Source organism: Usitatibacter rugosus (genome assembly GCF_013003965.1).
Lineage (GTDB): Bacteria > Pseudomonadota > Gammaproteobacteria > Burkholderiales > Usitatibacteraceae > Usitatibacter > Usitatibacter rugosus.
In genome coordinates, this window is sequence record NZ_CP053069.1 from 3,440,499 (window position 1) to 3,461,681 (window position 21,183).

Sequence of the window (21,183 nt, forward strand, 5' to 3'; positions counted from 1 at the left end):
TCAGCCTTGCGGGGGGATCAGATCTTCTTCTTGGCTTCGGAGGGCAAGGGCGGCGGCGCGCCGGGAGGCGGCGTGGGCTTGGGTGCGACCGGCTTCACCTCGCTGCCGGGCCGTGCCTTCATCAGCCCATCGACCACGACACGCTCGCCCGCCTTCACGCCGCTTTCCAGCACCACTTCGCCGTTGACCGAAGCACCCAGCTTTACCGGCCGCGCCTCGACCTTGTTGTCCGGGTTCACGACCAGCACCAGCCGCGTGGCCTGCGCCTGGGTGATGGCGCGCTCGGGGACGGCGAGCACGTCCTTCAGGTCCCCGACGCTGATCAGCACGCGCACGAACTGGCCGGCCAGCACGGCCCCCTTCGGATTGGCGAACTCCGCGCGGGCACGCATCGTGCCCGTCTTGGTGTCGACCTTCGCGTCGGTGAAGTCGATGACGCCGCGCGATTCCGCGATCGTGCCGTCGGCCAGCTTCGCGCGCGCCTCGTAGCGCCGGTTCGGGGGCGCGGTGATCTTCCCGGCGCGAACCGCGGAGTTGTACTCGAGCATGTCGGCTTCGGCGATCGAGAAGTTCAGGTACAGCGGGTCCAGCTGCGAGATCGTCGTGAGGAGGCCGCCCTCGGGCGTGGGCGACACGAGGCTGCCCTCGCTCTTGTTTTCCTTGCTGGCGTAGCCGGCGATCGGCGCCACCACGTCGGTGTACGCCAGGTTGATTTCCGCTTGCTTGAGGTTGGCGCGCGCGGATTCGACGGCGGCCTTGGCGCTCTCGAAGCTGGAGTTGGCGTCGTCGAAGTCCTTGCGGCTGACGGCGTTTTCCTTGAACAGCGGGACGATCCGGTCGCGGTCCTGGGTGGCGCGCTCGAGCGCCGCGTCGTTCTGGCGGACGACACCCTTGGCCTGGTCCACCGCGGCCTTGTACGTGTCCGGGTCGATCTTGAAGAGCACCTGGCCCTCCTTCACCTGCTGGCCCTCGGTGTAGAGGCGCTTCTGCAGGATGCCGGCGACCCGGGCGCGGACCTCGACCTCGCGGTAGCCCGCGGTCTGGCCGACCTGCTCGTAGACGAGGGGGAGCGTGCGCGGGGCCAGCGTCACGACGCCGACCTCGGGAACGGGGGGCTTGGGGGGCGCGGCCTTCTCGCCGCAGGCCGCCAGGACGAGGGCGAGCGGGAGGGCGTGCCACAGGGGGGGAAACCGGCGCATCTTCAGTACCTCCTCGATCGCCAATCCTAGCCCAATCGCCCCCAGTCGAAACTTGGCCCCGGGTCCGTCTTGCGACCGGGCGCGATCTGTGAATGGCCGGTGAGGGGGACTGGCCCGTAGCGCTCGCGGAGCTTGGCCAGCAGGGCGTTCAGGGCGGCGTACTGCGCATCCTCGAACGGACGGTCATCGGTGCCCTCCATCTCGATGCCGATGGAGAAGTCGTTCACGCGCTCGCGCCCGTTCCAGCTCGAAACACCGGCGTGCCAGGCGCGCTGGTCGGTATCCACGAACTGGATCACCTCGCCGTCGCGCCGGATGAGGAAATGCGCCGAGACCTTGAGCGCCGCGATCCCCGCAAAGTACGGATGCGCTCCGGGGTGCAGCCGGTTCTGGAACAGCTCCTCGATATGCGGGCCGCCGAACTCGCCGGGGGGCAGCGAGATGTTGTGGATCACGATCACGTCCACCGTCGCGCCAGCAGGGCGCTCGTCGAAATTAGGCGACGGTCGAAAGTCGGCGAGGATCATGAATGAATTGGGGTCTGACTCCAATTGATTCCAAAGAACAAATGAATGGGGTCAGACTCCATTCATTTCCTGCGGGACAGTCCGAATGGAGTCTGACCCCATTCATTTCAGTCGATTCCGAGGCGGTCGAGGCGGTAGCGGAGGGACCGGAAGGTGATGCCGAGGAGCTTGGCGGCGGCGGTCTTGTTGTAGCGCGTGGCTTCGAGGGCCTTGGTGATGACTTCGCGCTCGACCTGGTCCAGGAAATCGTGGAGCGGAAGGCCGCGCGTGCCGAGCGAGCCGTCGGCGATGGCGCCGGATTTCTCCCCGCGCGGCGTGGCCTGCGTGAGGTAGAGGTCGCTCTCGTGCAGCGTGTTGTTGCTGCACAGGGCCAGCGCGCGCTCGAGGATGTTCTCCAGCTCGCGCACGTTGCCGGGGAAGTCGTAGCGGCGCAGCGCCAGCATCGCGTCCTCGCCGATCGTGGCCACGGGCGCGCCCGCCTGCTTCGCGAGTCGCGCGAGGAGCTGCTCGACGAGAAGGGGAATGTCCTCGGGCACTTCGCGCAGCGCCGGCATCCGCAGCTCGATCACGGAGAGGCGGTAGAAGAGATCCTGGCGGAACGCTCCGGCCTCCACTTGCTCGGAGAGGTTGCGGTGCGTGGCGGAGATGATGCGCACATCGAGGTTCTCCTCGACCGTGTCGCCGACGCGGCGGACTTTCTTCTCCTGGATCACGCGCAGCAGCTTCACCTGCATCGCGAGCGGAAGATCGCCCACCTCGTCGAGGAAGAGCGTGCCCTTCTGCGCCGCCTGCAGGAAGCCTTCGCGATCGGAATCCGCGCCGGTGAAGGCTCCGCGCTTGTAGCCGAAGAACTCGCTCTCCATCAGGTTCTCGGGAATCGCGCCGCAGTTGACGGCGACGAACGGCTCGGCGGCCCGCGCCGAGCCCATGTGGATCGCCCGCGCGGCCACTTCCTTGCCCGAGCCCGATTCGCCCGTGATGTACACCGGGGCCTGCGACCGCGCGAGCTTGCCGATCATCTCGCGCGCCTTCTGGATGGCGGGCGATTCGCCGAGCAGGCGCGGCGTGCCCGGCGGCGGAACCTCGCCGATCGAGGCTCGGCGCGCATGCACCGGACGCGGCAACTTGAGCGCGGACACGACGATCGGACGGAGCTGCTCGATCTTGATCGGCTTGGCGAGATAGTCGAAGGCGCCGGCCTTGAGGGCGGCCACCGCGTTGTCCGTGGAGCCGTACGCCGTGATCACCGCGACCGGCGTGTTGCCGTAGTTCTCGGCGATGTGGCGCAGCACCGCGAGGCCGTCGCCGTCGGGCAGGCGCATGTCGGTGAGGCAGAGGTCATAGGCACGTTGCTTCAGCGCCTCCTGCGCCTCCGCGACGGAGGACGCCGTATCGGCATCCACGCCCATGCGCGAAAGAGTGAGGACGAGAAGCTCCCGGATATCCGCCTCGTCGTCGACGATCAGCACGGCCTTGCGATTCATCACGTTCCCTTCAGGGTGACGCGGAAGTGGCCCTCGGCTTCGGGACCTTCCACATATTCGATGCGCGCGCCGTTGCCCTCGGAGAGCTCGCGCGCGATGTAGAGACCGAGGCCGGTGCCTTGTGCGTCGGTGGTGAAGAACGGCTCGAAGAGGTGCGGCTTCGCTTCCGGAGCCACGCCCGGGCCGTCGTCGAACACGTCGAGGATGAGCAGGCCCGGCGTCGGGCTCGGCCCCACGACGATGCGTACCGACCCCGCGCGCTTGCGGCCATGGCGCCAGGCGTTGCGCACGAGGTTCCACAGCACCTGGTCCAGGTGCTGCTTGTCGAAGAGCATGCGCTGCGAGGTGCGCACCTGCACATCCACGGCGTCCTCGGGGACCTTCTCCGCGTCGCAGAACTGGTGCACGAAGTTGGCGAGCCAGAGCACGGGATCGATCGCTTCGGGCTGCGCGCGGTCGCGGCGGTTCAGGTACAGCACTTCCTGCACCATGCGGTCCAGGCGATGCACGTTGTCGCTGATGATCTTGAGCAGGCGCTCGTCGCCGTCGCGGTCCCCGCTGCCGCCGCCCTCGCGGATCAGGTCCGCGGCGTGGCCGATGGAAGACAGGGGATTGCGGATCTCGTGCGCGATCGAGGCGGTGAGCCGGCCCAGCGCCACCAGCTTCATCTGCTGCGCCTGCGCGCGCATGCGGCCGACGTCTTCCACGAAGATCACGACCGGCGGCGACTGCCCGCCTCCGATCGGCACGAAGTGCACCTGCAGCTCGGAGTTGTTGCGCGGAGCGCGCATCGCCATGAACGTCGTATCCGAGCCCTTGCGCCACCCTTCGAGCAGGCGCGCGACGTCCGGCGCGTACTCCTCGAGCAACGGACGTCGGCTGGTGGGAATCGCGCCGAGGAGCTGCGCCACGCGCGGGTTGAACTGGCGGATGGCGCCTTCGCTGTCGACCACGATGATGCCGTCCTGCATGTCGCGGATCACGAGCTCGTTGATCTGCGAGAGGTTGGCGAGGTCGACGGTGCGCGCCTCGGCGATCTGCTGGCTGGTGCGCGCGTAGCGGGCGAGCGTGTAACCGAGACCGGCGGTGGCGAAGAACGCGGTGCACACCATGGCGGCCTGCACGAAATCGTTGGCGGGCGCGTCGTGGCGCCACACCTGGAACGCCTGCTCGAGGAGCACCGCGAGCGACGCGATGGCGGCGTGGAAGAACGCGAGGCCGCCGCGCGTGATGAGGCCCGCGGAAGCGAGCGACACCAGCAGCAGGATGCCGAGGCCGGATCGCACGCCGCCGCTCGCGTGCATGATCATCACGATCGCCGCCACGTCCACCGCGACGCCGACCGTGACCTGGATTGGCAGGCTGGGCTCGCGCAGCCGCGCCGGCGCCAGCAGCAGCACGGCGACGATGATGTAGCCGTAGAGCGTGGGCGCGACCGAGTCGGGGGCCTGCGAGCCGAGCTGCAGCACCGAGTTGAAGAAGAAGTAGCCCGCCGCGACGACCAGCGCCAGCAGGATCCGGTAGAAGCAGAAGATCGCGAGCGACTTCCACGTCGTGTCGTCCGCCGCCTCGATGAGGGGGATGCGTGCGCGCAGGCGCTCCGAGATCGGAAGGCGTCCCTGCGCGGCCGAGTTCACTTTCGGACCTCGAGGCATTTCGGATTGTCGGCGCAGACGAGCTTGTCGCCTTCCATCGTCGCGGAGCTGCGCGGCAGGTTCACGCCGCAGCGCGTGCACGTGACCATGTCCTCACCCTTCTCGGTCGTGGCGGGCGGAGTGTCGCGGGGCTTGGTCGCGGATTTGAAGAAGCCGCGGAACACCAGGTAGACCAGGAACGCGATGACCAGCAGCAGGATGATGCGGCCCAAGTTCGTGTTTCCGAAGGGAAAAGACTCGGGAAGTTTACTGGACTTCGACCTCGAACCGTACGCCCTTGCCCCCCGGGAGGTTCATCGCCCGCACCCGTCCGCCGTGGAATTCCGCCACCAGCCGCACGATGTAGAGCCCCAGGCCCAAGTGCTCGCCCTCGCGGAGCGTCACCATGGAGTCGAAGAGCAGGCCCAGCATCGCGTCCGGGATGGTAGGACCGTCGTTCTCCACGGAGAGCCGCGCTCCGGAGGGCTCGCGCTTCACGAGGCCCACGCGGATGGAGGTGCCTTCGGGCGCGAAATCGAGCGCGTTCTCCACCAGCTTGTCGAGAAGCTGTGCGATGGCGTCGGGCACGCCGTCGATCGGCAGGGGCTGCTCGGGCACGGAGACTTCGAAGGCGCGCGCGGGATAGGTCGCGCGGTAGCCCTCGACGCAGCCCGCGACCACCTTGCCGAGATCGAAGCGCTCGCGCTCCGCGCTTTCCAGCAGGCGCTCGAGGCGCGTGGCCTCCGACAGTCGTGCAATGAGACGCGAGAGACGATCGACGCCCTCGCCCGCGCGCTCGAGATACACGCGCGCCGATGCCGGAAGCGGCTCGGCCTTGAGGTTGTCGAGTGAGGAGCGCACCACGGCGACCGGTGTTCGCAGCTCGTGCGAGAGGCGCCCCGCCATCGCTTCGAGATAGGCGTTGTAGTCCTTGAGGCGGCCCAGCACCGCGGACATGGAGCGCGAGAGGTCCCCGATCTCGTCTCGCGCATCGCTCGGCGTGATGGTGCCGCGGATGCGCCCCTGCTCGTCGATGGCGTGATCGGCCTCGCGGTGCAGGACGTGGATGCGGCGCGTGAGGCGCGTGGCGAAGACGAGGAGGATCGCGAGGGCTCCGGCCACGACGGCGAGCGTGACGGCGAGGAGGTCCTCGAGCGCGGATTCCTTGAGGATCTGGATCGAGCCCGTCGTCTCCTCCACGATCACGGCGCCCACGATGTCGTCGCCGATGAAGATGGGCTGCGCCGCGGAGAGGATCGCGACGTTGCTGTCGCGCGTGCCGCGCCAGTACGTGGATACGACGCCGATCAGCGCGCGGTCGATCTGCGCCCGGACCGGCGTCGTTTCGTCGCCCGCCGGCACTTGGGGCGTGGAGACCACGACGGAGATGATGGGCCGCAGCAGGCTGTAGAACGGCTTCGAAGCGAGCGAACCGTACGACTTGGCGGTCTGCGCGCTCTCCTTCAGGTTGCCAGAGAGCCCGCGCACGCGTGAGCGCGTATCCACGACCCAGACGCGTGAGGAGCGGCGGCCCATGATGTCGAGGAAGCGCTCGACCTCCTGCGAGGGCACGTACGCGGGGCCGAGGCTCGCGACGGCATCGGGGTCGGCGGAACCGAAGAGCGCCACGATGCGGCGGCGCTCTTCGTCTTCGGCGTCGATCTCCTTCGCCGCGGGGAAGAGCGCCTGGCGGTCGGAGAGCGCGGAGGCGATGGCGCGCGACGTGGCGCGGATCGACTGCTCCTGGTTGGCGCGCAGGAACGACTCCATGCGGCCGACGAACTGCGCCGCGAGCAGCGGCAGCACCAGCAGGACGGAGGAGACCAGCAGCAGGCGAAGCCGGATGCTCATCCTTCGATCCAGCGGTATCCCATGCCGTAGACCGTCTCGATGGCGTCGAACTTCTCGTCGACGGCGAGGAATTTCTTGCGGATGCGCTTCACGTGCGAGGTGATGGTGCCGTCGTCGACGACCATCTCCGCGTCGCGCATGAGCTGGTCGCGGTCCTTTACATGGCCGGGGTGGCGCGCGAGGGAATGCACCATCCAGAACTCGGTGACGGTGAGGCCGATGGGCTGGTCGCCCCAGGTCGCCATCATCCGCTTGGAATCGAGCCCGAGGCGGCCGCGGTGGAGAAGGTCTTCCGCGGCGGGCGCGACGGTCGCTGCGTCGGCACGGCGGAAGAGTGCGGCGATGCGCGCCAGGAGCTGCGGGATGCTCACATCCTTCGTGAGGTAGTCGTCGGCGCCCAGGCGCAGGCCCGAGACGACGTCGAAGTCCGAGTCGCGCGCCGAGAGGAAGACGATCGGGACCGTGCCGCTCGCGGCCCGCAGGTCGCGGCACAGCGTGAAGCCGCCGTCGATGTCGTCGCCGAGCCCGATGTCGATGATGGCCAAGTCCGGCAACCGCGCCGCGAACGTGCGCTGCGCCGTCGGCCGGTCCGCGAACGCCTGCACCTCATAGCCCGCGCGCTTCAGCGCGTCCGTGTAGTTCTGCCGGATGCTGGGGTCGTCTTCTACCAGTGCAATTCTTCGCGTCATTCAAAACCCGGGTCAGAGTGGACTTTTCGTGGCGCGATTGTCGCACGCGGAAAGTTCACTCTGACCCGGGTTTTGGGGATGTCATTTTGTTGCCCGAATTGGGCGCCAACTCGCCTCTTTCCGGACTTCGTTGTGCCCCCGCGCGCGAGCGAAATGGGATCCGTGCACTGACGCACAGGCAAAGGGGATGGCGATGAACAGGTTGGGGCAGGCGGCGGACTGGATGGCCCTGCTGGGCAAGGCGGTGGCGGGCGGCGTGGGGGCGAGCATCGCGCTCGCGTTCGTGGCGGTAGTGCTGGCGTCCAACGCCCAGGCGGCGACGCTCAACGATCCCAAGATGGGCTCGCTCCTGTACCGCACGGGGACCGACGGGCAGTTCGACGTCGCCCCGCGCGTGGAGACCGAGGTCGCGATCCAGGTGACCGGCATCATCGCCCGCACGCGGGTGACGCAGGTCTTCCACAACCCCGGCACCGAGTTCGTCGAGGGCGTCTACGTCTTCCCCCTCCCCGAAAAGGCGGCCGTCGACCACCTGTGGGTGAAGATCGGCGAGCGCTCGATCGAGGGCCAGGTGCGCGAGAAGGAAGAAGCGCGCCGCACCTATGAGAAGGCCAAGAGCGAAGGCAAGAAGGCCGCGCTCGTGGAGCAGCAACGCCCGAACCTCTTCACCAACTCCGTCGCGCACATCGGCCCCAACGAGATGGTGCGCGTGACGATCGAGTACCAGCAGACCCTCACCTACGACAACGGCGAGTACAAGCTGCGCTTCCCGCTTGCCGTGACACCGCGCTACACGCCCGGCGGCCCCGCGATCGAGGCGATGCCCGAGGCGCCGAAGTCCTCCGACGCGAGCGACGCCCCGCTCGAGCACCCCGGCTACGCCCCGGACGGCTGCGGCCCGGTGAATCCCGTCGACATCGTCGTGATGATCGACGCCGGCGTGCCGCTCTCGAAAGTCACCAGCTCGTACCACGACGCGACGGTGGAGAAGTCCTCCGGCAGCAAGGCCGTGGTCTACCTCTCCAAGGAGCAGGAAGCGAGCGACCGCGACTTCGAGCTCACCTGGTCCGTGGCGCCCGGCACGCAGCCCGCGGCCGCGATGTTCGTCGAGCCGAAGAACGGCACCGACTACGCCCTCCTGATGGTGGTGCCGCCCGCGCCGGACGCCCTCGAGCGTTCGCAGATGCAGCGCATGCCGCGCGAGACCATCCTCGTCATCGACACCTCCGGCTCCATGGAAGGTGCGTCGATGGCGCAGGCGAAGCAATCGCTGCTGATCGCGCTGGATACGCTGCGCCCCGTCGATCGCTTCAACCTGGTCGAGTTCAACTCCAACGCCTCGGTGCTCTTCCCCGACGCCCTGCCCGCCACGCCCGCGGCGCTCGAGCGCGCGCGCAAATGGGTGAACGCGCTTCGCGCCGGCGGCGGCACCGAGATGATCAAGGCCTTGAACCTCGCCCTGCCCTACGACGCGGCGGGCCGTCCGAAGGAGACGCCCGGTTATCTCCGCCAGGTGATCTTCGCGACCGACGGCGGGGTCTCCAACGAGGAAGAGCTCTTCGCGTTCATCAACAAACGCCTCGGCGGCTCGCGCCTCTTCACCGTCGGCATCGGCTCCGCACCCAACGGGCACTTCATGACGAAGGCCGCGCAGTTCGGCCGCGGCACGTTCACGTACATCGCCAGCCCCGACGAAGCGCAGGCCAAGATGGCCGCCCTCTTCGCGAAGATCGAGGCGCCGGTGCTGAAGGACGTCTCCATCAAGTGGCCTGACGGCAGCGACGTCGAGACCTTCCCGGCGCGCGTGCCCGACCTCTACCTCGGCGAGCCGATCGTGGTCGCGGCCGCGTTGAAGACCCTCACGAAGACCGTGGTCGTCTCCGGCGTCCGCGGCAACCAACCCTGGAGCGTGGCGCTCACGCCTTCGCCGAGCGACGGCGAGCCGTCCGGCGTGGGCGCCCTCTGGGCCAGGGCCAAGATCGCGGCGCTGATGGACGACATCCGCACCGGCGGCACCGTCGAGGAGATCAAGCCGAAGGTGGTCGCCGTGGCGCTCGAGCATCACCTCGTCTCCGCCTATACGAGCCTCGTGGCCGTCGACGTCACGCCGACGGGGCCCGTGGGTGACATGACGAAGACCGCGCTCGTGAGAACCAGCCTGCCCGCCGGCTGGCAGGGGCAGGCAGGCGCCCTTCCTCAGACCGACACCGAAATGACGCTGCAACTGATCCTGGGTTTGCTGGCCCTGACCGCCGCCGGAATCGTCGCCTTCGTCGGGCGCACGGTGCCGGTGGCGGCAAGGAGGATTCCGGAATGATCACGTCCTCGTTCGGCATCGTGGGCCGCACTCACTCGCACGACGAGGACGTCGAGCGCGATCTCGCAGCGCACCAGCGCAAGCCGCGGTTGCAGTGGGCGTGGTGGATCGTGGCTCTGCTGCTCACCTTCGCGCTCTACCAGCTCTCGTCGGCCGGCTACATCTATGCGAAGGCGACGGTGGCGCAGCACCTCATTGCGCGATCGTGGGAGAAGGCGAAATCCGAGGGCCGCGTGGAACGTCCCTGGCCCTGGGCGGACACGCGTGCCGTCGCACGCCTCACGGTTCCGTCGAAGGGCGTGGATCTCTACGTGCTCGACGGCACCAGCGGCCGCTCGCTCGCCTTCGGGCCGGGCCACGTGAACGGCACGGCGGCTCCGGGCGCCGAGGGCAACACCGTGATCCTCGCGCATCGCGATACGCACTTCGCATTCCTGAAGGACCTGGGCGACAACGACGAGATCGACATCGAAACCGCGCGCGGCAAGGTCGCGCGCTACCGCGTGCGCGAAGTGACGATCGTCGACAAGGGCGCGACACGCGTGCTGGACGCCGCGGATTCCTCGCAGCTCACGTTGATCACGTGCTATCCGTTCGATGCCGTGCAGTCGGGCACTTCACAACGCTACGTGGTCATCGCGGAGCGTGTTGCGTGACCAAACCACACTGTAGGCATCGGCTTACAGGCCCTGTAGGCGCACTTTCGGTAGGCTGGACACCTACCCCAGTGAACGGAGGCACGCATGGCATCGGTGTTCAACAAACCCACGCTTCGCCCCGTGTCGGTCTGCGGCGAGCGGATTCCGTATGCCACGCACATCTGCGCCTTCTTCGAGTCGGAGGCGCAGGAATACGACTGCCTCGTGCCGTATTTCACCGAGGGCCTCGAGCAGGACGAGCAGGTGGTCACGATCCGCGATGCCGCCCGCCTGAACGAGCACAAGCGCGGCCTCGAGGACCGCATGCAGATCTCCCTCGACGACTGCATCCAGCGCGAGCAGCTGCGCGTCCTCGCCTCGGAGGAAACCTACCTGCGCGACGGATTCTTCGGCAACGAGCGGATGGGCCTCATGCTGGAAGAGGTCCTGAAGGCCGCCGAAGCGAGCCCCTACAAGCGGGTGCGCACGTGCGGCGACATGACGTGGGCGCTGCGCGAAATGCCCGGCACCGACGAGCTGATGGAGTACGAGTCGCGCGTCAACGTGTTCACGCGCGAGCACGATTGCACGCTGATGTGCGTCTACGACGTGAACAAGTTCAGCGGCAGGGCGGTGATGGACGTGCTGGCCACCCATCCGATGGTGGTGATGGGCGATCGGCTCTACGAGAACCCGTACTACGTCGAGCCCACCGAATACCTGCGCACGCTGCTGAAGCGCGGTTCGGCACCGCTCGCGAAGGCCGTGGAAAACTAGGAACTGCAGGAGGGAAATGGTCGGGGTGAGAGGATTCGAACCTCCGGCCTCTACGTCCCGAACGTAGCGCTCTACCAGGCTAAGCTACACCCCGACTGGGACTGGCCGAGAACCGTTGCAAATCGAAGCTTTAGAAGCTTCTCTCGACCGAAAAGGACGCTAATTGTAGCAGAGCGTCGCGGCATTCGGAACCCGGAATGACGTCCAGGAAGGCCGTGGCGGCCTTCGCTTCGGCCGTTGCCTTGCCGCGGGCGTAGTCGAGCGCTCCGGTACGCTGGATCGCCGCCAGCACCGCCCCCAGCTCCTCCTTGCCGCTCTTCTCGATCGCCTGGCGCACGACCTTGCGCTCGGCCTCGGTGCCGGTGCGCAGCACATGGATCAGCGGCAGCGTGGGCTTGCCTTCGGCGAGATCGTCGCCGAGGTTCTTGCCCGTCTCCTCGCTCGCGCCGGAGTAATCGAGCACGTCGTCGATGAGCTGGAACGCCGTGCCGAGGTGCATGCCGTAGGCGGCCAGCGCCTCTTCCCGGTCCTTCGTGGCGCCCGCGAGGATGGCGCCCACCTGGGTGGCGGCCTGGAAGAGCTTGGCGGTCTTGTAGCGGATGACGCGCAGATACCCGTCCTCGTCGGTGGAGGCGTCGCGCACGTTCATGAGCTGCAGCACCTCGCCCTCGGCGATGACGTTGGTGGCATCGGCCATCACCGCCATCACGCGCTGCGAGCCCACGCCCACCATCATCTGGAAGGCGCGGGAGTAGAGGAAATCGCCGACGAGCACGGCCGCGGAATTGCCGAATTCGGCGTTGGCCGTGCGCCGGCCGCGGCGCAGGCTCGATTCGTCCACGACGTCGTCATGGAGCAGCGTGGCCGTATGGATGAACTCGATGACGGCGGCCAGCTCGTGCATGCCCCGACCCTCGGCGCCCAGAGCCTTGGCGGAAAGCAGCACCAGGGCCGGGCGGAGGCGCTTGCCGCCGCTGCCGATGATGTACTCGCCGATGGTCCCGATGAGGGCGACTTCGCTTGCGAGACGCTCGCGGATGACGGCGTCCACGCGGGTCAGATCGGCGCCGATAGGGGCGCGGATCGCTTCCAGGCTGGGGGGTGACAAGTCTTTGACGATACGAGGAATTTCGCGTATTATAGCGGGTTCGTCTTGCCCTTCACGGGATTGGGGCGGAAACCTTACAGAAATTCATCGGAGCTCAACATGTACGCGGTCATAAAAACCGGTGGCAAGCAGTACCGAGTCACCACCGGCGAAAAACTTAAAATCGAACAGATACCGGCAGACGTTGGCTCGCAAATCACTCTCGATCAAGTGTTGATGGTCGGGGAAGGCGAGTCGGTGAAGGTCGGCAACCCGCTGGTGGCGGGTGCCACGGTCACGGCAACGGTCGTTTCGCACGGCCGCGGCGTGAAAGTGAAAATCTTCAAGCTGCGTCGTCGCAAGCATTACCAGCGCACGCAGGGCCATCGGCAGAACTACACGGAAATCCGTGTGGATGCCATCGCTTAAGGGACTGAACCATGGCACACAAGAAAGCAGGCGGCTCTTCCCGTAACGGCCGCGATTCCGAGTCGAAGCGCCTGGGCCTCAAGGCCTTCGGCGGCGAGCTGGTCACCCCCGGCTCCATCATCGTCCGCCAGCGCGGCACCAAGTTCCACGCCGGGCGTCACGTCGGCATGGGCAAGGACCACACGCTCTTCGCGACGATGCTCGGCCTCGTGAAGTTCGGGAAGCACGGCCCCAAGGGCAAGAACATCGTGAGCATCGAGCCGGTCCAGCAGTAACGGCTCTCGCCCACGCGAAAGAGCCCCGTCCCGTACGGGGCTTTTTCATTTCCGGCAGCGGTTTTATCCAGCAACCCTACAAGTGCCCGACATCGCCCTCTTCCTCGTCGCATCGGCGCTCCTCGCGGTGGCGCCCGGCCCGGACATCGTCTACGTGCTCACGCGCGGCATCGTGCAGGGGCGCAAGGCCGGGTTCGCCGCGGCACTGGGCTTCGCCACGGGCTGCATCTTCCACACGCTGCTCGCCGCCCTCGGCGTCGCGGCGCTGATCCGCTCGTCGCCGCTCGCGTTCGACCTCGTGCGCTACGCGGGCGCGGCGTATCTCATCTGGATCGGCATCCAGGCGCTGCGCCACGCGTCGTCGTTCGCGCTCACCGAAGGCGGCGAATCGAAGGCGTACCGGACGATCTTCAAGCAAAGCGTGCTCGGCAACGCGTTGAATCCGAAGGTGACGCTCTTCTTCCTCTCGTTCCTGCCGCAGTTCGTGAACACCGAAGCCGGCAACGTCGGCGCGCAGATGCTGTTGCTGGGCCTGGTCTTCATGGCGGTGACCGTCGGGGTCTTCGGTGCCGTGGCGTTCTTCTCGGGCTGGATCGGCGAGTGGCTGCGACGCAAGCCCGCGATCGCCAATCGCCTGAACGTGTTTGCCGGTGTGACCTTCATCGGCCTGGGTATCCGTGTCGCGCTGCCGGACATGAAGTAGTTTCCTGTGTCCTCTGTGTAACCTCTGTGTCCTCTGTGCTGAAACAAGCCTGTTAAAACGACCCTGTTGAAACGACGCCATGAAATTCTTTGACGAAGCCCGCATCGAAGTCCTCGCCGGCAAAGGCGGCGACGGCTCGGCCTCGTTCCGCCGCGAGAAGTACGTCCCGCGCGGCGGGCCCGACGGCGGCGACGGCGGCCGCGGCGGCAGCATCTGGGGTGTCGCGGACCTCAACATCAACACGCTCGTCGACTATCGCTACACGCGCATCTTCCGCGCGAAGCCGGGCGAGAACGGCCGCGGCCGCGACCAGTTCGGCCACGGCGCCGAGGACATCATCCTTCGCTTCCCGGTCGGCACCGTGATCAAGGACATGGATACCGGCGAAGTCATTGCCGACCTCGCCAAAGATGGCCAGCGCGCGCTGCTCGTCGCCGGCGGCAAGGGCGGCCTGGGCAACCTCAATTTCAAGTCGAGCACCAACCGGGCGCCGCGCCAGTTCACGCCGGGCGGCGCGGGCGAGGAGCGCAAGCTCGAGCTGGAGCTGCGCGTGATCGCCGACGTGGGCCTGCTCGGCATGCCCAACGCCGGCAAGTCGACGCTGATCCGCGCCATCTCCGCCGCGCGCCCGAAGGTCGCCGACTATCCGTTCACCACGATGCATCCCAACCTGGGCGTCGTGCGCGTGGGCGAGAACCGCTCCTTCGTCGTGGCCGACATCCCGGGCCTGATCGAAGGTGCCGCCGAAGGCGCGGGCCTCGGCCACCAGTTCCTGCGCCACCTGCAACGTACTCACCTGCTGCTGCACATGGTCGACCTGGCGCCCTTCGACGAGAACGCCGATCCCGTGCACGACGCCAAGGCGATCGTGGCGGAGCTGAAGAAATACGACGCCGCGCTCGTGAAGAAGCCGCGCTTCCTGGTGCTGAACAAGGCCGACCTGCTCGATCCCAAGGAGGCCGAGAAGCGCGCCAAGGCCTTCGTGAAGAAATTCGCGTGGAAGGGCCCCTGGTTCCTCATCTCGGCGATGAAAGCCGAAGGCACGAGCGACCTCACGTTCGCCGTGATGGATTTCCTCGAGGGCGCCAAGCACTCGGCGGCGAACACGAAAGTGCGGAAGGAAGCCGAATGACCACGCCGCTCGCCCAGGCGAGGCGCGTGGTGGTGAAGATCGGCTCGACCCTGCTCACCAACACCGGGGCGGGGCTGGACCGCGAGGCCATCGCCGACTGGGTGCGGCAGATCGCGGAGCTTCGCGCCCGCAACATCGAGGTGGTGGTCGTTTCCTCCGGCGCCATCGCCGAGGGCCTGAAGCGCCTCGGCTGGACCAAGCGCCCGCACGCAGTGAACGAGCTGCAGGCCGCGGCCGCCGTGGGCCAGATGGGCCTCGTGCAGGTGTGGGAGTCGTGCTTCTCCGAGCGGGGGCTGCGCACGGCGCAGGTGCTGCTCACCAATTCCGACCTTGCCGACCGCAACCGGTATCTCAACGCGCGCACGACGCTGCGCACCCTCGTCTCGCTGGGCGTGGTGCCGGTCATCAACGAGAACGACACGGTGGTGGTGGACGAGATCCGCGTGGGCGACAACGACACGCTGGGCGCCCTCGTGGCGAACCTGCTCGAGGCCGACGCGCTGGTGATCCTCACCGACCAGCAGGGCCTCTACTCCGCCGACCCGCGCAAGGACCCGGCGGCGACACTCGTCTCGCGCGCCCGCGCGGGCGACCCGCACCTGGAGACGATCGCCGGCGGGACGGGCTCGCACCTCGGCAGCGGCGGCATGATCACCAAGGTGCTCGCGGCCAAGCGCGCGGGCCGCAGCGGAGCACATACCGCGATCGTTTCGGGCCGCGAACCCGACGTGCTCTCCCGCGTCCTCGCGGGCGAGCCGATCGGCACCCTGCTCGAGGCCGAGCGCGAGCCCATCGCGGCGCGCAAGCAATGGCTCGCAGACCACATGAAGCCGGCCGGCCGCATCACCCTCGATGCCGGCGCGGTGAAAGCGCTCACTCACGACGGCAAGAGCCTGCTGTCCATCGGCGCCACCGCCGTGGACGGGCACTTCGGCCGCGGCGAGGTGGTGAGCGTCTGCGCGCCCGACGGCCGGGAAATCGCCCGCGGCCTCGTCAACTACGGCGCCGCGGACACGGCCCGCATCCTGCGCAAGCCCACCGCCGAGATCGAGGCGGTCCTGGGGTACCTGGCCGAGCCCGAGCTCATCCACCGGGACAACTTGGTCGTACTGTGACGTAACACGGCCTTGGGCCTGACCCGGAACGGACCCCGGACGGACGCACGGCAGGCATGGAAGCCCCGGATTCTGTGGAATATTCCGTAGACCTCGGGGTTCATGCGAACATAGGGTACCGGGTGGCACGTTGGTCGCTTCCCACCCTACAAACGACGCGTGTCTCAAAGCCCAGGAGCACCGCATGCTGCGCACAGCCCCCACCTGCCCGACCCCGAAATCCTTTCGCCTTGCACCGCTGGTGGTCGCATTGGCCGCCGCGTTGCCGGCAGCCGCAGCCACATTCACGGTCACCTCGACCGCTGATTCGGGCGCTGGCACCCTGCGCCAGGCGATCATGGACGCGAATGCCGCCTGCTCTACCGGTGGTGCGAGCCATGTCATCACCTTTCCGGGCTCCGGGCCTTTCTTCATGAACCTGAACAGCCCGTTGCCCACGATCCAGTGCGCAGCGACCGGCCAACCGCTCAGCATGACCATTGACGGCACCAGCCGCGCGACCTGGACCGCCAACAACAGCAGCAGCGGCTGGAACGCCAACGCCGAGATCCAGATCGACGGGTTCAACGCCACGTTCGGCGGCTGCGGCATAGGTGCCTTCCTGTACGGCGGCACGCTGACCGTGACCGGCGTGCGCATGACCAACTGGCTCTACGGCGGCAACGCGATCTGCGCCTCGCTCGGCCCGCTGGTCGTCAAGGGCAGCCTGATCAGCGGCAATTCAAATGGGATCTCGCTCGCCTCGGGCTTCACGAACACCATCGGTGGCGGGACCGCGGACCGCAACGTCATCATCGCCAACTCGACCTATGGCATCAGCGGCTCCACCGCGGGCGGCTCGATCACCAACAACCTGATCGGCATCGCCGTGGACGGCGTGACGTCGGCCGGCAACGGCCGGGGCATCAACGTCGGCAGCACCGGGGCCTTCACGATCAGCGGCAACTACATCGGGAACAACTCGCTGGGCGGCATGCAGGTCACGGGCGGGCCCATGACCATCACCGGCAACAAGATCGGCAACGACACCTCCGGCAACGCCGCGCCGAACGGCGCGTCCGGCATCCGCATCAACTCCGTGTCGCCGATCAGCATCACCGGCAACGTGATCTCGCACAACAGCACCGCGGGCATCGAGATCTCGGCCGGCACGGGCGTTTCGATCAGCCAGAACTCCATCTACGCGGAGCCGTACGGGATCATGCTGGGCTACGGCGGCGCCATCAACGACGCGGGTGACGTCGATAGCGGCCCCAACACGCTTCAGAACTGGCCCCAGATCAACGGCGTCACCACGGATGGCGCCAACACGCAAGTGAGCTACTCGTTCACCAGCGCGGCCGGCACCTTCATTCTCGAGTTCTTCGACAATCCGTCCCCGGTCAACTCCGAAGGCAAGACTTTTGTCGGATCCAAGACCGTCACGGTGCCCGCAGGTGTTTCGAACGCGACGCATATCATCCCGGGCATCTTCAACAACATCTCCGCCACCGCGCGCAACAGCGCGACGGGCGACACCTCCGAGTTCTCGTTCAGCGAAGCGGTCATCCCCGTGCCGGCCGTCACCGTGAACCCGACGGCGGTGAACTTCGGCAACGTGCCCGTGGGCAGCTCCAGCGCGCCCCGCACGATCACCTACACGAGCTCGGGCGCCGGCGACTGGGAGCCTTACTACGCCGAGCTCAATGATTCGCCCACCTGCTACGGCGGCACGATCGCCTATGGCGGGGCGTTCATGCTCACCTCGGATTGCGATTTCGAGATGGGGTACTCGCCTGGGAATGGCTGCTCCGTCACGGCGACCTTTGCCCCGTCCGCCCTCGGCCCGTACTCGGCCTATCTCTGCATCTTCGACAATTCGGATAACGGCTTCTCGTCCGTCTCGCTGGCGGGCAACAGCGTCGTTCCCCCGACGCTCACCCTGCTTCCGTCGGCCTACGACTTCGGCGGCGTGAGCGTGCGCACGACGTCGCCGCCGGCGCGATTCATCCTTCGCAACCCCGGCTCGACGCCCGTCGATTTCACGACCAGCGTCAATCCGCCGTTCGCGATCGATGCCGCGGGCACCAGCTGCCGCAGCCCGATCAACCCGGGCACGTCGTGCAACATCAGCGCGACCTTCACGCCGCCGTCCCAGGGATCGTTCAGCGAGCCGCTGGCCGTCACGCCCAGCGCCGGAACCACGGCGTATTCGCAGCTCATGGGCAGCGGCGTCGTGGGGCCCAACTTTGCGGTCCCCAACTCCATCGAATTCGTCTACGCGCTGGGCAACGATCCCACGCTGCATGAGCTGCGCCTCACCAACACCGGAACCGCGCCGCTCACGTTCGACAACATCACGGTGGCCGGCCCCGGCTTCACGCTGCAGAATCCCTGCCCCTCGACGCTCGCACCGGACGAAAGCTGCGTCCTCACGCTCGGCTTCACGAGCGCCACGACCGGCCAAGTCGAGGGCTCGCTCACCATCAACTCCAACGCCCCCGGCGGCCAGCGCGTGGTCCGGCTCTTCGGCCTGAGCCAGACGCGCCCCGTCCCGCTGATCGACGTCTCTCCGCGCGAGATGTCCTACGGAGCCCGCGCGTTCGGCACCGTGAGCCCCTCGCAGCGGATCACGATTCGCAACGTCGGCGGCGCGCCCGCGATCATCAACAGCATCGTCCCGAGCCCCGACTACGTGATCGTGAGCACGACCTGCACGACCACGCTGGCACCGCTCACGTCGTGCACCGCGGACGTCTCGCTGCAGGCCCTCTCGTACGGGCAGCGCCGGGGCACGGTGGTGGTGATCGCGAACGACGAAAGGTCGCCGCATTCGGTCAGCCTGCTCGGCACGAGCTGCCGTGGCTCGGGATTGATCCTCGGGCGACTGGGCATCACCACGGGCTGCCAGCCGTAACGCGGCGCCCGGCGCGCCGAGCGTGGCCCGCGTCCTCTGCGCCTGGGAGTACGGGGGCGACCTCGGCCACATCCAGCGGCTCACCGCCCTCGCGGTCGCGTTGCGCGACGCGGGGCACGAACCGGCGCTCGCCTTCTCCAACCTCCAGCACGCGGGCGCCACGTCGCGCGGCTTCCGCTGCTACGCGGCACCGCTGACGACCGGCGTCGAACGCCCCAATCTCTCCCCCGCAAGCCTCGCCAGCATCCTGCTGGACCTCGGGTTCCACGACGGCGGCGGCATCGAGGGGCCAGTCCGCGCGTGGCTCTCCCTCTTCGAGCTCGAGAAGCCCGATGCGATCGTCGCGGACTATGCACCGGTTGCACTGCTCGCCGCGCGAGTCGCGGGCATTCCGGCCGTCACCATCGGCAGCGGCTTCAGCTCGCCGCCCTCCGTGCATCCGCTGCCGAGCCTGCGCCCGTGGCAGGCGATCACCGAAGCCACGCTGCGCGGCGCCGACGAAGCGCTCACCGCGAGCGCGAACAAGGCGCTGACGGCACTCGGCGCGCGGCCCCTCGCGCAGGCCTCGGAGATCTTCGCCGCGCGCGACGACATCCTCTGCACGTTCGAGGAGCTGGATCCCTTCGGCCCGCGCGAGGACGCGGAATACCTGGGTCCGCTCGACGAATCCGTGCCCGGTGAAGAGGTCACGTGGGCCGGCGATCGCCGCCCTCGCGTGTTCGCCTACCTGAAGCCGCGCTATCCGGGATTCATGGGGCTGCTCGCCGCGCTCGAGGCGACGGCCGGAGAGGCCATCGTCGTGGCACCCGGCCTCATGGCTCCGCAGGCGCAGGCCCTGTCGAAGCCGAACGTGCTCGTCGTCCCGCGCGCCGTCTCGCTCGCCCCCGTGCTCGCCGATTGCGACCTCTGCATCGGCCATGCCGGCCTCGGCCTCACGTCGAAGGCGCTCGCGGCGGGCGTGCCGATGGCATTGCTCCCGATGCACCTCGAGCAGTTCCTCATCGCGCGCCGCGTCGAGGCGCTCGGGGTTTCATCGCACGTGCGCCCCACGCCGCCCGATCGTCCGCTCCCCGATCCCACGCCGTGGATCGCGGGCTTGCTGCGCGACGAGGAGCGCAGGGCGAAAGCGAAGGTGCTGAGCGCGCGATTCGCGAGCCACTCGCCTCGCGCATCCGCGACGCGTGCGGCGGCACGCGTCTGCGCCATCCTCGGGGCCTAGAACATGGCGCGCATCGCCCTCGCGTGGGAGTACGGCGCGTCCTTCGGCCACGCGGCCGCCGTCGCCCGCCTCGGCGACGCGCTGCGACAGCGCGGTCACACGGTCTCTCTCATGCTGCGCGAGCTGCGCCCGCTGCAGGCGCTGCCCGAGACCCGCGCGCTCACGGTCTTCCAGGCGCCTGCATGGACGGCGGACGCACCGAACTTCACGCCGCGCAGCTTCGCGGAAGTGATGGTCGGCGCGGGCTACCGCGATCCGGTCACGTTCTCGGGAATCCTCTCGGCGTGGCACGTGCTCTTCGCGGGCTGGAAGCCGGACCTCGTGATCGGCGACTACGCCCCCACGGCGCTCATCGCGGCACGCGCGCTCGGGATCCGCCGCGCCACCTACGGCAACGGCTTCTTCACGCCTCCGGCTGGAAGGCCGATGCCGCCGTTTCGCACCGACCTGCCGGCCCAGGAACAGGACATCGCGAACTCGGAGGCCTTCGTGCTCGGCATCGTGAATGGGGCGCTCGAGCGCCTGGGCGCCGCGCCCCTCGAATATCTCGCGCAGCAGTTCGAGGTCGACGAGCATTTCCTCTGTACATTTCCCGAGCTGGACCACTACTTCCCGCGATCGCGCGTGGGCTACTGGGGACCGCGCATGTCGATCGACCGCGGCCGCCTCACGGATTGGCCGGAGGGCCGCGGCAAGCGCGTACTGGTGTACTTGCCCGCCACACAACCGTCGCTCGACGACCTGTTCCGCCAACTGCGCGCACGGGGCGCGGAAGTCGTCGCCTACATTCCGCGCCTGGACGCCGCGCGGCGCGCGGCCTTCGCGTCACCGCACATCCGCATGAGCGAGGGGCCGGTTCGCCTGGACCGGCTGCTCGCGCGTTGCGACCTCATGGTCTCGCTGGGCGGCGACATCGCCCATGGCACGCTCGCGTTCGGAATCCCGCAGCTCCTCTTTCCGCAGCAGTTCGAGCAGCACATCACGGCCTTGCGCATGGAGACCCTCGGCGCCGCCCTCGCGGTTCGCGGCCCGGGTGTCGAGATCGCGCAGCAGGCGGGCAGCGTGGCGGAGCCCCTCGAGCGCGTGCTCCAGCAGCCGGGCTTCACGCTCGCGGCGCGCGCCTTCCGCGCCCGCTACCCGGCGTGGTCCCCTCAGGAGCAGCTGCGGCGCGTGGTCGCGAGGACGGAAGAGCTCGTCCGCTAAGATGTCCT

The 21,183-nt window shown here is 67.9% G+C and carries 19 protein-coding genes and 1 tRNA gene; 11 read left to right on the forward strand and 9 right to left on the reverse strand.

Annotated elements, in window-relative coordinates:
- Positions 1 to 17 precede the first annotated feature (17 nt).
- The 7 genes from DSM104443_RS16235 to pdsR form a co-directional block, all read right to left on the reverse strand.
- The gene (locus tag DSM104443_RS16235; RefSeq protein WP_171094061.1) at positions 18 to 1,199 is read right to left on the reverse strand and encodes an efflux RND transporter periplasmic adaptor subunit; all 1,182 of its coding nucleotides are present in this window, start codon (positions 1,197 to 1,199) and stop codon (positions 18 to 20) included.
- A 26-nt stretch (positions 1,200 to 1,225) separates the two neighbouring features.
- Positions 1,226 to 1,726: a 1,6-anhydro-N-acetylmuramyl-L-alanine amidase AmpD gene (ampD, locus tag DSM104443_RS16240; RefSeq protein ID WP_171094063.1), complete on the reverse strand. Its 501-nt coding sequence runs from the start codon at positions 1,724 to 1,726 to the stop codon at positions 1,226 to 1,228.
- A 107-nt stretch (positions 1,727 to 1,833) separates the two neighbouring features.
- Complete coding sequence (locus tag DSM104443_RS16245) at positions 1,834 to 3,210, reverse strand: sigma-54-dependent transcriptional regulator (protein ID WP_171094064.1); 1,377 nt, start codon at positions 3,208 to 3,210, stop codon at positions 1,834 to 1,836.
- Complete coding sequence (locus tag DSM104443_RS16250; RefSeq protein WP_171094066.1) at positions 3,210 to 4,865, reverse strand: sensor histidine kinase; 1,656 nt, start codon at positions 4,863 to 4,865, stop codon at positions 3,210 to 3,212. The genes DSM104443_RS16245 and DSM104443_RS16250 overlap by 1 nt, the downstream gene beginning before the upstream one ends.
- Positions 4,844 to 5,077 carry a PP0621 family protein gene (locus DSM104443_RS16255; protein ID WP_171088674.1) on the reverse strand — a complete coding sequence of 78 codons (234 nt, stop codon included), beginning with the start codon at positions 5,075 to 5,077 and terminating at the stop codon, positions 4,844 to 4,846. The genes DSM104443_RS16250 and DSM104443_RS16255 overlap by 22 nt, the downstream gene beginning before the upstream one ends.
- Positions 5,078 to 5,111: 34 nt before the next feature.
- On the reverse strand, positions 5,112 to 6,695 hold the full coding sequence (locus DSM104443_RS16260) for an ATP-binding protein (protein ID WP_171094068.1): 1,584 nt from the start codon (positions 6,693 to 6,695) through the stop codon (positions 5,112 to 5,114).
- Entirely contained in the window at positions 6,692 to 7,384 is a 693-nt protein-coding gene (pdsR, locus tag DSM104443_RS16265) for a proteobacterial dedicated sortase system response regulator (protein WP_171094070.1), read from the reverse strand. The genes DSM104443_RS16260 and pdsR overlap by 4 nt, the downstream gene beginning before the upstream one ends.
- Positions 7,385 to 7,577: 193 nt before the next feature.
- On the opposite strand from pdsR, the gene DSM104443_RS16270 reads away from it, so the two are divergent.
- The 3 genes from DSM104443_RS16270 (at position 7,578) to DSM104443_RS16280 (ending at position 11,116) form a co-directional block, all read left to right on the forward strand.
- On the forward strand, positions 7,578 to 9,701 hold the full coding sequence (locus tag DSM104443_RS16270; protein WP_171094072.1) for a marine proteobacterial sortase target protein: 2,124 nt from the start codon (positions 7,578 to 7,580) through the stop codon (positions 9,699 to 9,701).
- Positions 9,698 to 10,357: a class GN sortase gene (locus DSM104443_RS16275; RefSeq protein ID WP_171094074.1), complete on the forward strand. Its 660-nt coding sequence runs from the start codon at positions 9,698 to 9,700 to the stop codon at positions 10,355 to 10,357. The genes DSM104443_RS16270 and DSM104443_RS16275 overlap by 4 nt, the downstream gene beginning before the upstream one ends.
- 87 nt (positions 10,358 to 10,444) lie before the next feature.
- Positions 10,445 to 11,116: an MEDS domain-containing protein gene (locus DSM104443_RS16280; RefSeq protein ID WP_171094077.1), complete on the forward strand. Its 672-nt coding sequence runs from the start codon at positions 10,445 to 10,447 to the stop codon at positions 11,114 to 11,116.
- A 17-nt stretch (positions 11,117 to 11,133) separates the two neighbouring features.
- On the opposite strand, the gene DSM104443_RS16285 is transcribed toward DSM104443_RS16280, so the two are convergent.
- Both DSM104443_RS16285 and DSM104443_RS16290 read right to left on the reverse strand, forming a co-directional pair.
- Positions 11,134 to 11,210, reverse strand: a tRNA-Pro gene (locus DSM104443_RS16285).
- A 36-nt stretch (positions 11,211 to 11,246) separates the two neighbouring features.
- Positions 11,247 to 12,176, reverse strand: a complete 930-nt coding sequence (locus DSM104443_RS16290; protein WP_212757206.1) for a polyprenyl synthetase family protein — start codon at positions 12,174 to 12,176, stop codon at positions 11,247 to 11,249.
- A gap of 147 nt (positions 12,177 to 12,323) precedes the next feature.
- Here DSM104443_RS16290 and rplU point away from each other — a divergent pair, with 147 nt between their 5' ends.
- From rplU to DSM104443_RS16330, 8 genes are all read left to right on the forward strand, one after another.
- The gene (gene rplU, locus DSM104443_RS16295; protein WP_171094081.1) at positions 12,324 to 12,632 is read left to right on the forward strand and encodes a 50S ribosomal protein L21; all 309 of its coding nucleotides are present in this window, start codon (positions 12,324 to 12,326) and stop codon (positions 12,630 to 12,632) included.
- An 11-nt stretch (positions 12,633 to 12,643) separates the two neighbouring features.
- On the forward strand, positions 12,644 to 12,907 hold the full coding sequence (gene rpmA, locus DSM104443_RS16300; protein WP_171094083.1) for a 50S ribosomal protein L27: 264 nt from the start codon (positions 12,644 to 12,646) through the stop codon (positions 12,905 to 12,907).
- Positions 12,908 to 12,989: 82 nt separating this feature from the next.
- A complete protein-coding gene (locus DSM104443_RS16305; RefSeq protein ID WP_171094085.1) occupies positions 12,990 to 13,610 on the forward strand; it encodes a LysE family translocator in 621 nt (206 codons plus the stop codon).
- 79 nt (positions 13,611 to 13,689) lie between these two features.
- A complete protein-coding gene (gene cgtA / locus DSM104443_RS16310) occupies positions 13,690 to 14,742 on the forward strand; it encodes an Obg family GTPase CgtA (protein WP_171094087.1) in 1,053 nt (350 codons plus the stop codon).
- Positions 14,739 to 15,857 (forward strand): glutamate 5-kinase, encoded by a 1,119-nt coding sequence (gene proB, locus DSM104443_RS16315; protein ID WP_171094089.1) that lies wholly within the window; start codon positions 14,739 to 14,741, stop codon positions 15,855 to 15,857. The genes cgtA and proB overlap by 4 nt, the downstream gene beginning before the upstream one ends.
- A gap of 184 nt (positions 15,858 to 16,041) precedes the next feature.
- Positions 16,042 to 18,753: a choice-of-anchor D domain-containing protein gene (locus DSM104443_RS16320; RefSeq protein ID WP_171094091.1), complete on the forward strand. Its 2,712-nt coding sequence runs from the start codon at positions 16,042 to 16,044 to the stop codon at positions 18,751 to 18,753.
- A gap of 22 nt (positions 18,754 to 18,775) precedes the next feature.
- Positions 18,776 to 19,972 (forward strand): glycosyltransferase, encoded by a 1,197-nt coding sequence (locus DSM104443_RS16325; protein WP_171094093.1) that lies wholly within the window; start codon positions 18,776 to 18,778, stop codon positions 19,970 to 19,972.
- A gap of 3 nt (positions 19,973 to 19,975) precedes the next feature.
- Complete coding sequence (locus DSM104443_RS16330; RefSeq protein ID WP_171094095.1) at positions 19,976 to 21,175, forward strand: glycosyltransferase; 1,200 nt, start codon at positions 19,976 to 19,978, stop codon at positions 21,173 to 21,175.
- Positions 21,176 to 21,183: the final 8 nt, after the last annotated feature.

Bases quoted from the DNA above. Each gene is read 5' to 3' on its own strand.
- ampD (WP_171094063.1), bottom strand. From the start codon at position 1,726: ATGATCCTCGCCGACTTTCGACCGTCGCCTAATTTCGACGAGCGCCCT.
- DSM104443_RS16250 (WP_171094066.1), bottom strand. From the start codon at position 4,865: ATGCCTCGAGGTCCGAAAGTGAACTCGGCCGCGCAGGGACGCCTTCCG.
- DSM104443_RS16270 (WP_171094072.1), top strand. From the start codon at position 7,578: ATGAACAGGTTGGGGCAGGCGGCGGACTGGATGGCCCTGCTGGGCAAG.
- cgtA (WP_171094087.1), top strand. From the start codon at position 13,690: ATGAAATTCTTTGACGAAGCCCGCATCGAAGTCCTCGCCGGCAAAGGC.
- DSM104443_RS16280 (WP_171094077.1), top strand. From the start codon at position 10,445: ATGGCATCGGTGTTCAACAAACCCACGCTTCGCCCCGTGTCGGTCTGC.
- DSM104443_RS16330 (WP_171094095.1), top strand. From the start codon at position 19,976: ATGGCGCGCATCGCCCTCGCGTGGGAGTACGGCGCGTCCTTCGGCCAC.
- rplU (WP_171094081.1), top strand. From the start codon at position 12,324: ATGTACGCGGTCATAAAAACCGGTGGCAAGCAGTACCGAGTCACCACC.
- DSM104443_RS16245 (WP_171094064.1), bottom strand. From the start codon at position 3,210: ATGAATCGCAAGGCCGTGCTGATCGTCGACGACGAGGCGGATATCCGG.
- DSM104443_RS16320 (WP_171094091.1), top strand. From the start codon at position 16,042: ATGCTGCGCACAGCCCCCACCTGCCCGACCCCGAAATCCTTTCGCCTT.
- proB (WP_171094089.1), top strand. From the start codon at position 14,739: ATGACCACGCCGCTCGCCCAGGCGAGGCGCGTGGTGGTGAAGATCGGC.
- rpmA (WP_171094083.1), top strand. From the start codon at position 12,644: ATGGCACACAAGAAAGCAGGCGGCTCTTCCCGTAACGGCCGCGATTCC.
- DSM104443_RS16275 (WP_171094074.1), top strand. From the start codon at position 9,698: ATGATCACGTCCTCGTTCGGCATCGTGGGCCGCACTCACTCGCACGAC.
- DSM104443_RS16235 (WP_171094061.1), bottom strand. From the start codon at position 1,199: ATGCGCCGGTTTCCCCCCCTGTGGCACGCCCTCCCGCTCGCCCTCGTC.
- DSM104443_RS16260 (WP_171094068.1), bottom strand. From the start codon at position 6,695: ATGAGCATCCGGCTTCGCCTGCTGCTGGTCTCCTCCGTCCTGCTGGTG.
- pdsR (WP_171094070.1), bottom strand. From the start codon at position 7,384: ATGACGCGAAGAATTGCACTGGTAGAAGACGACCCCAGCATCCGGCAG.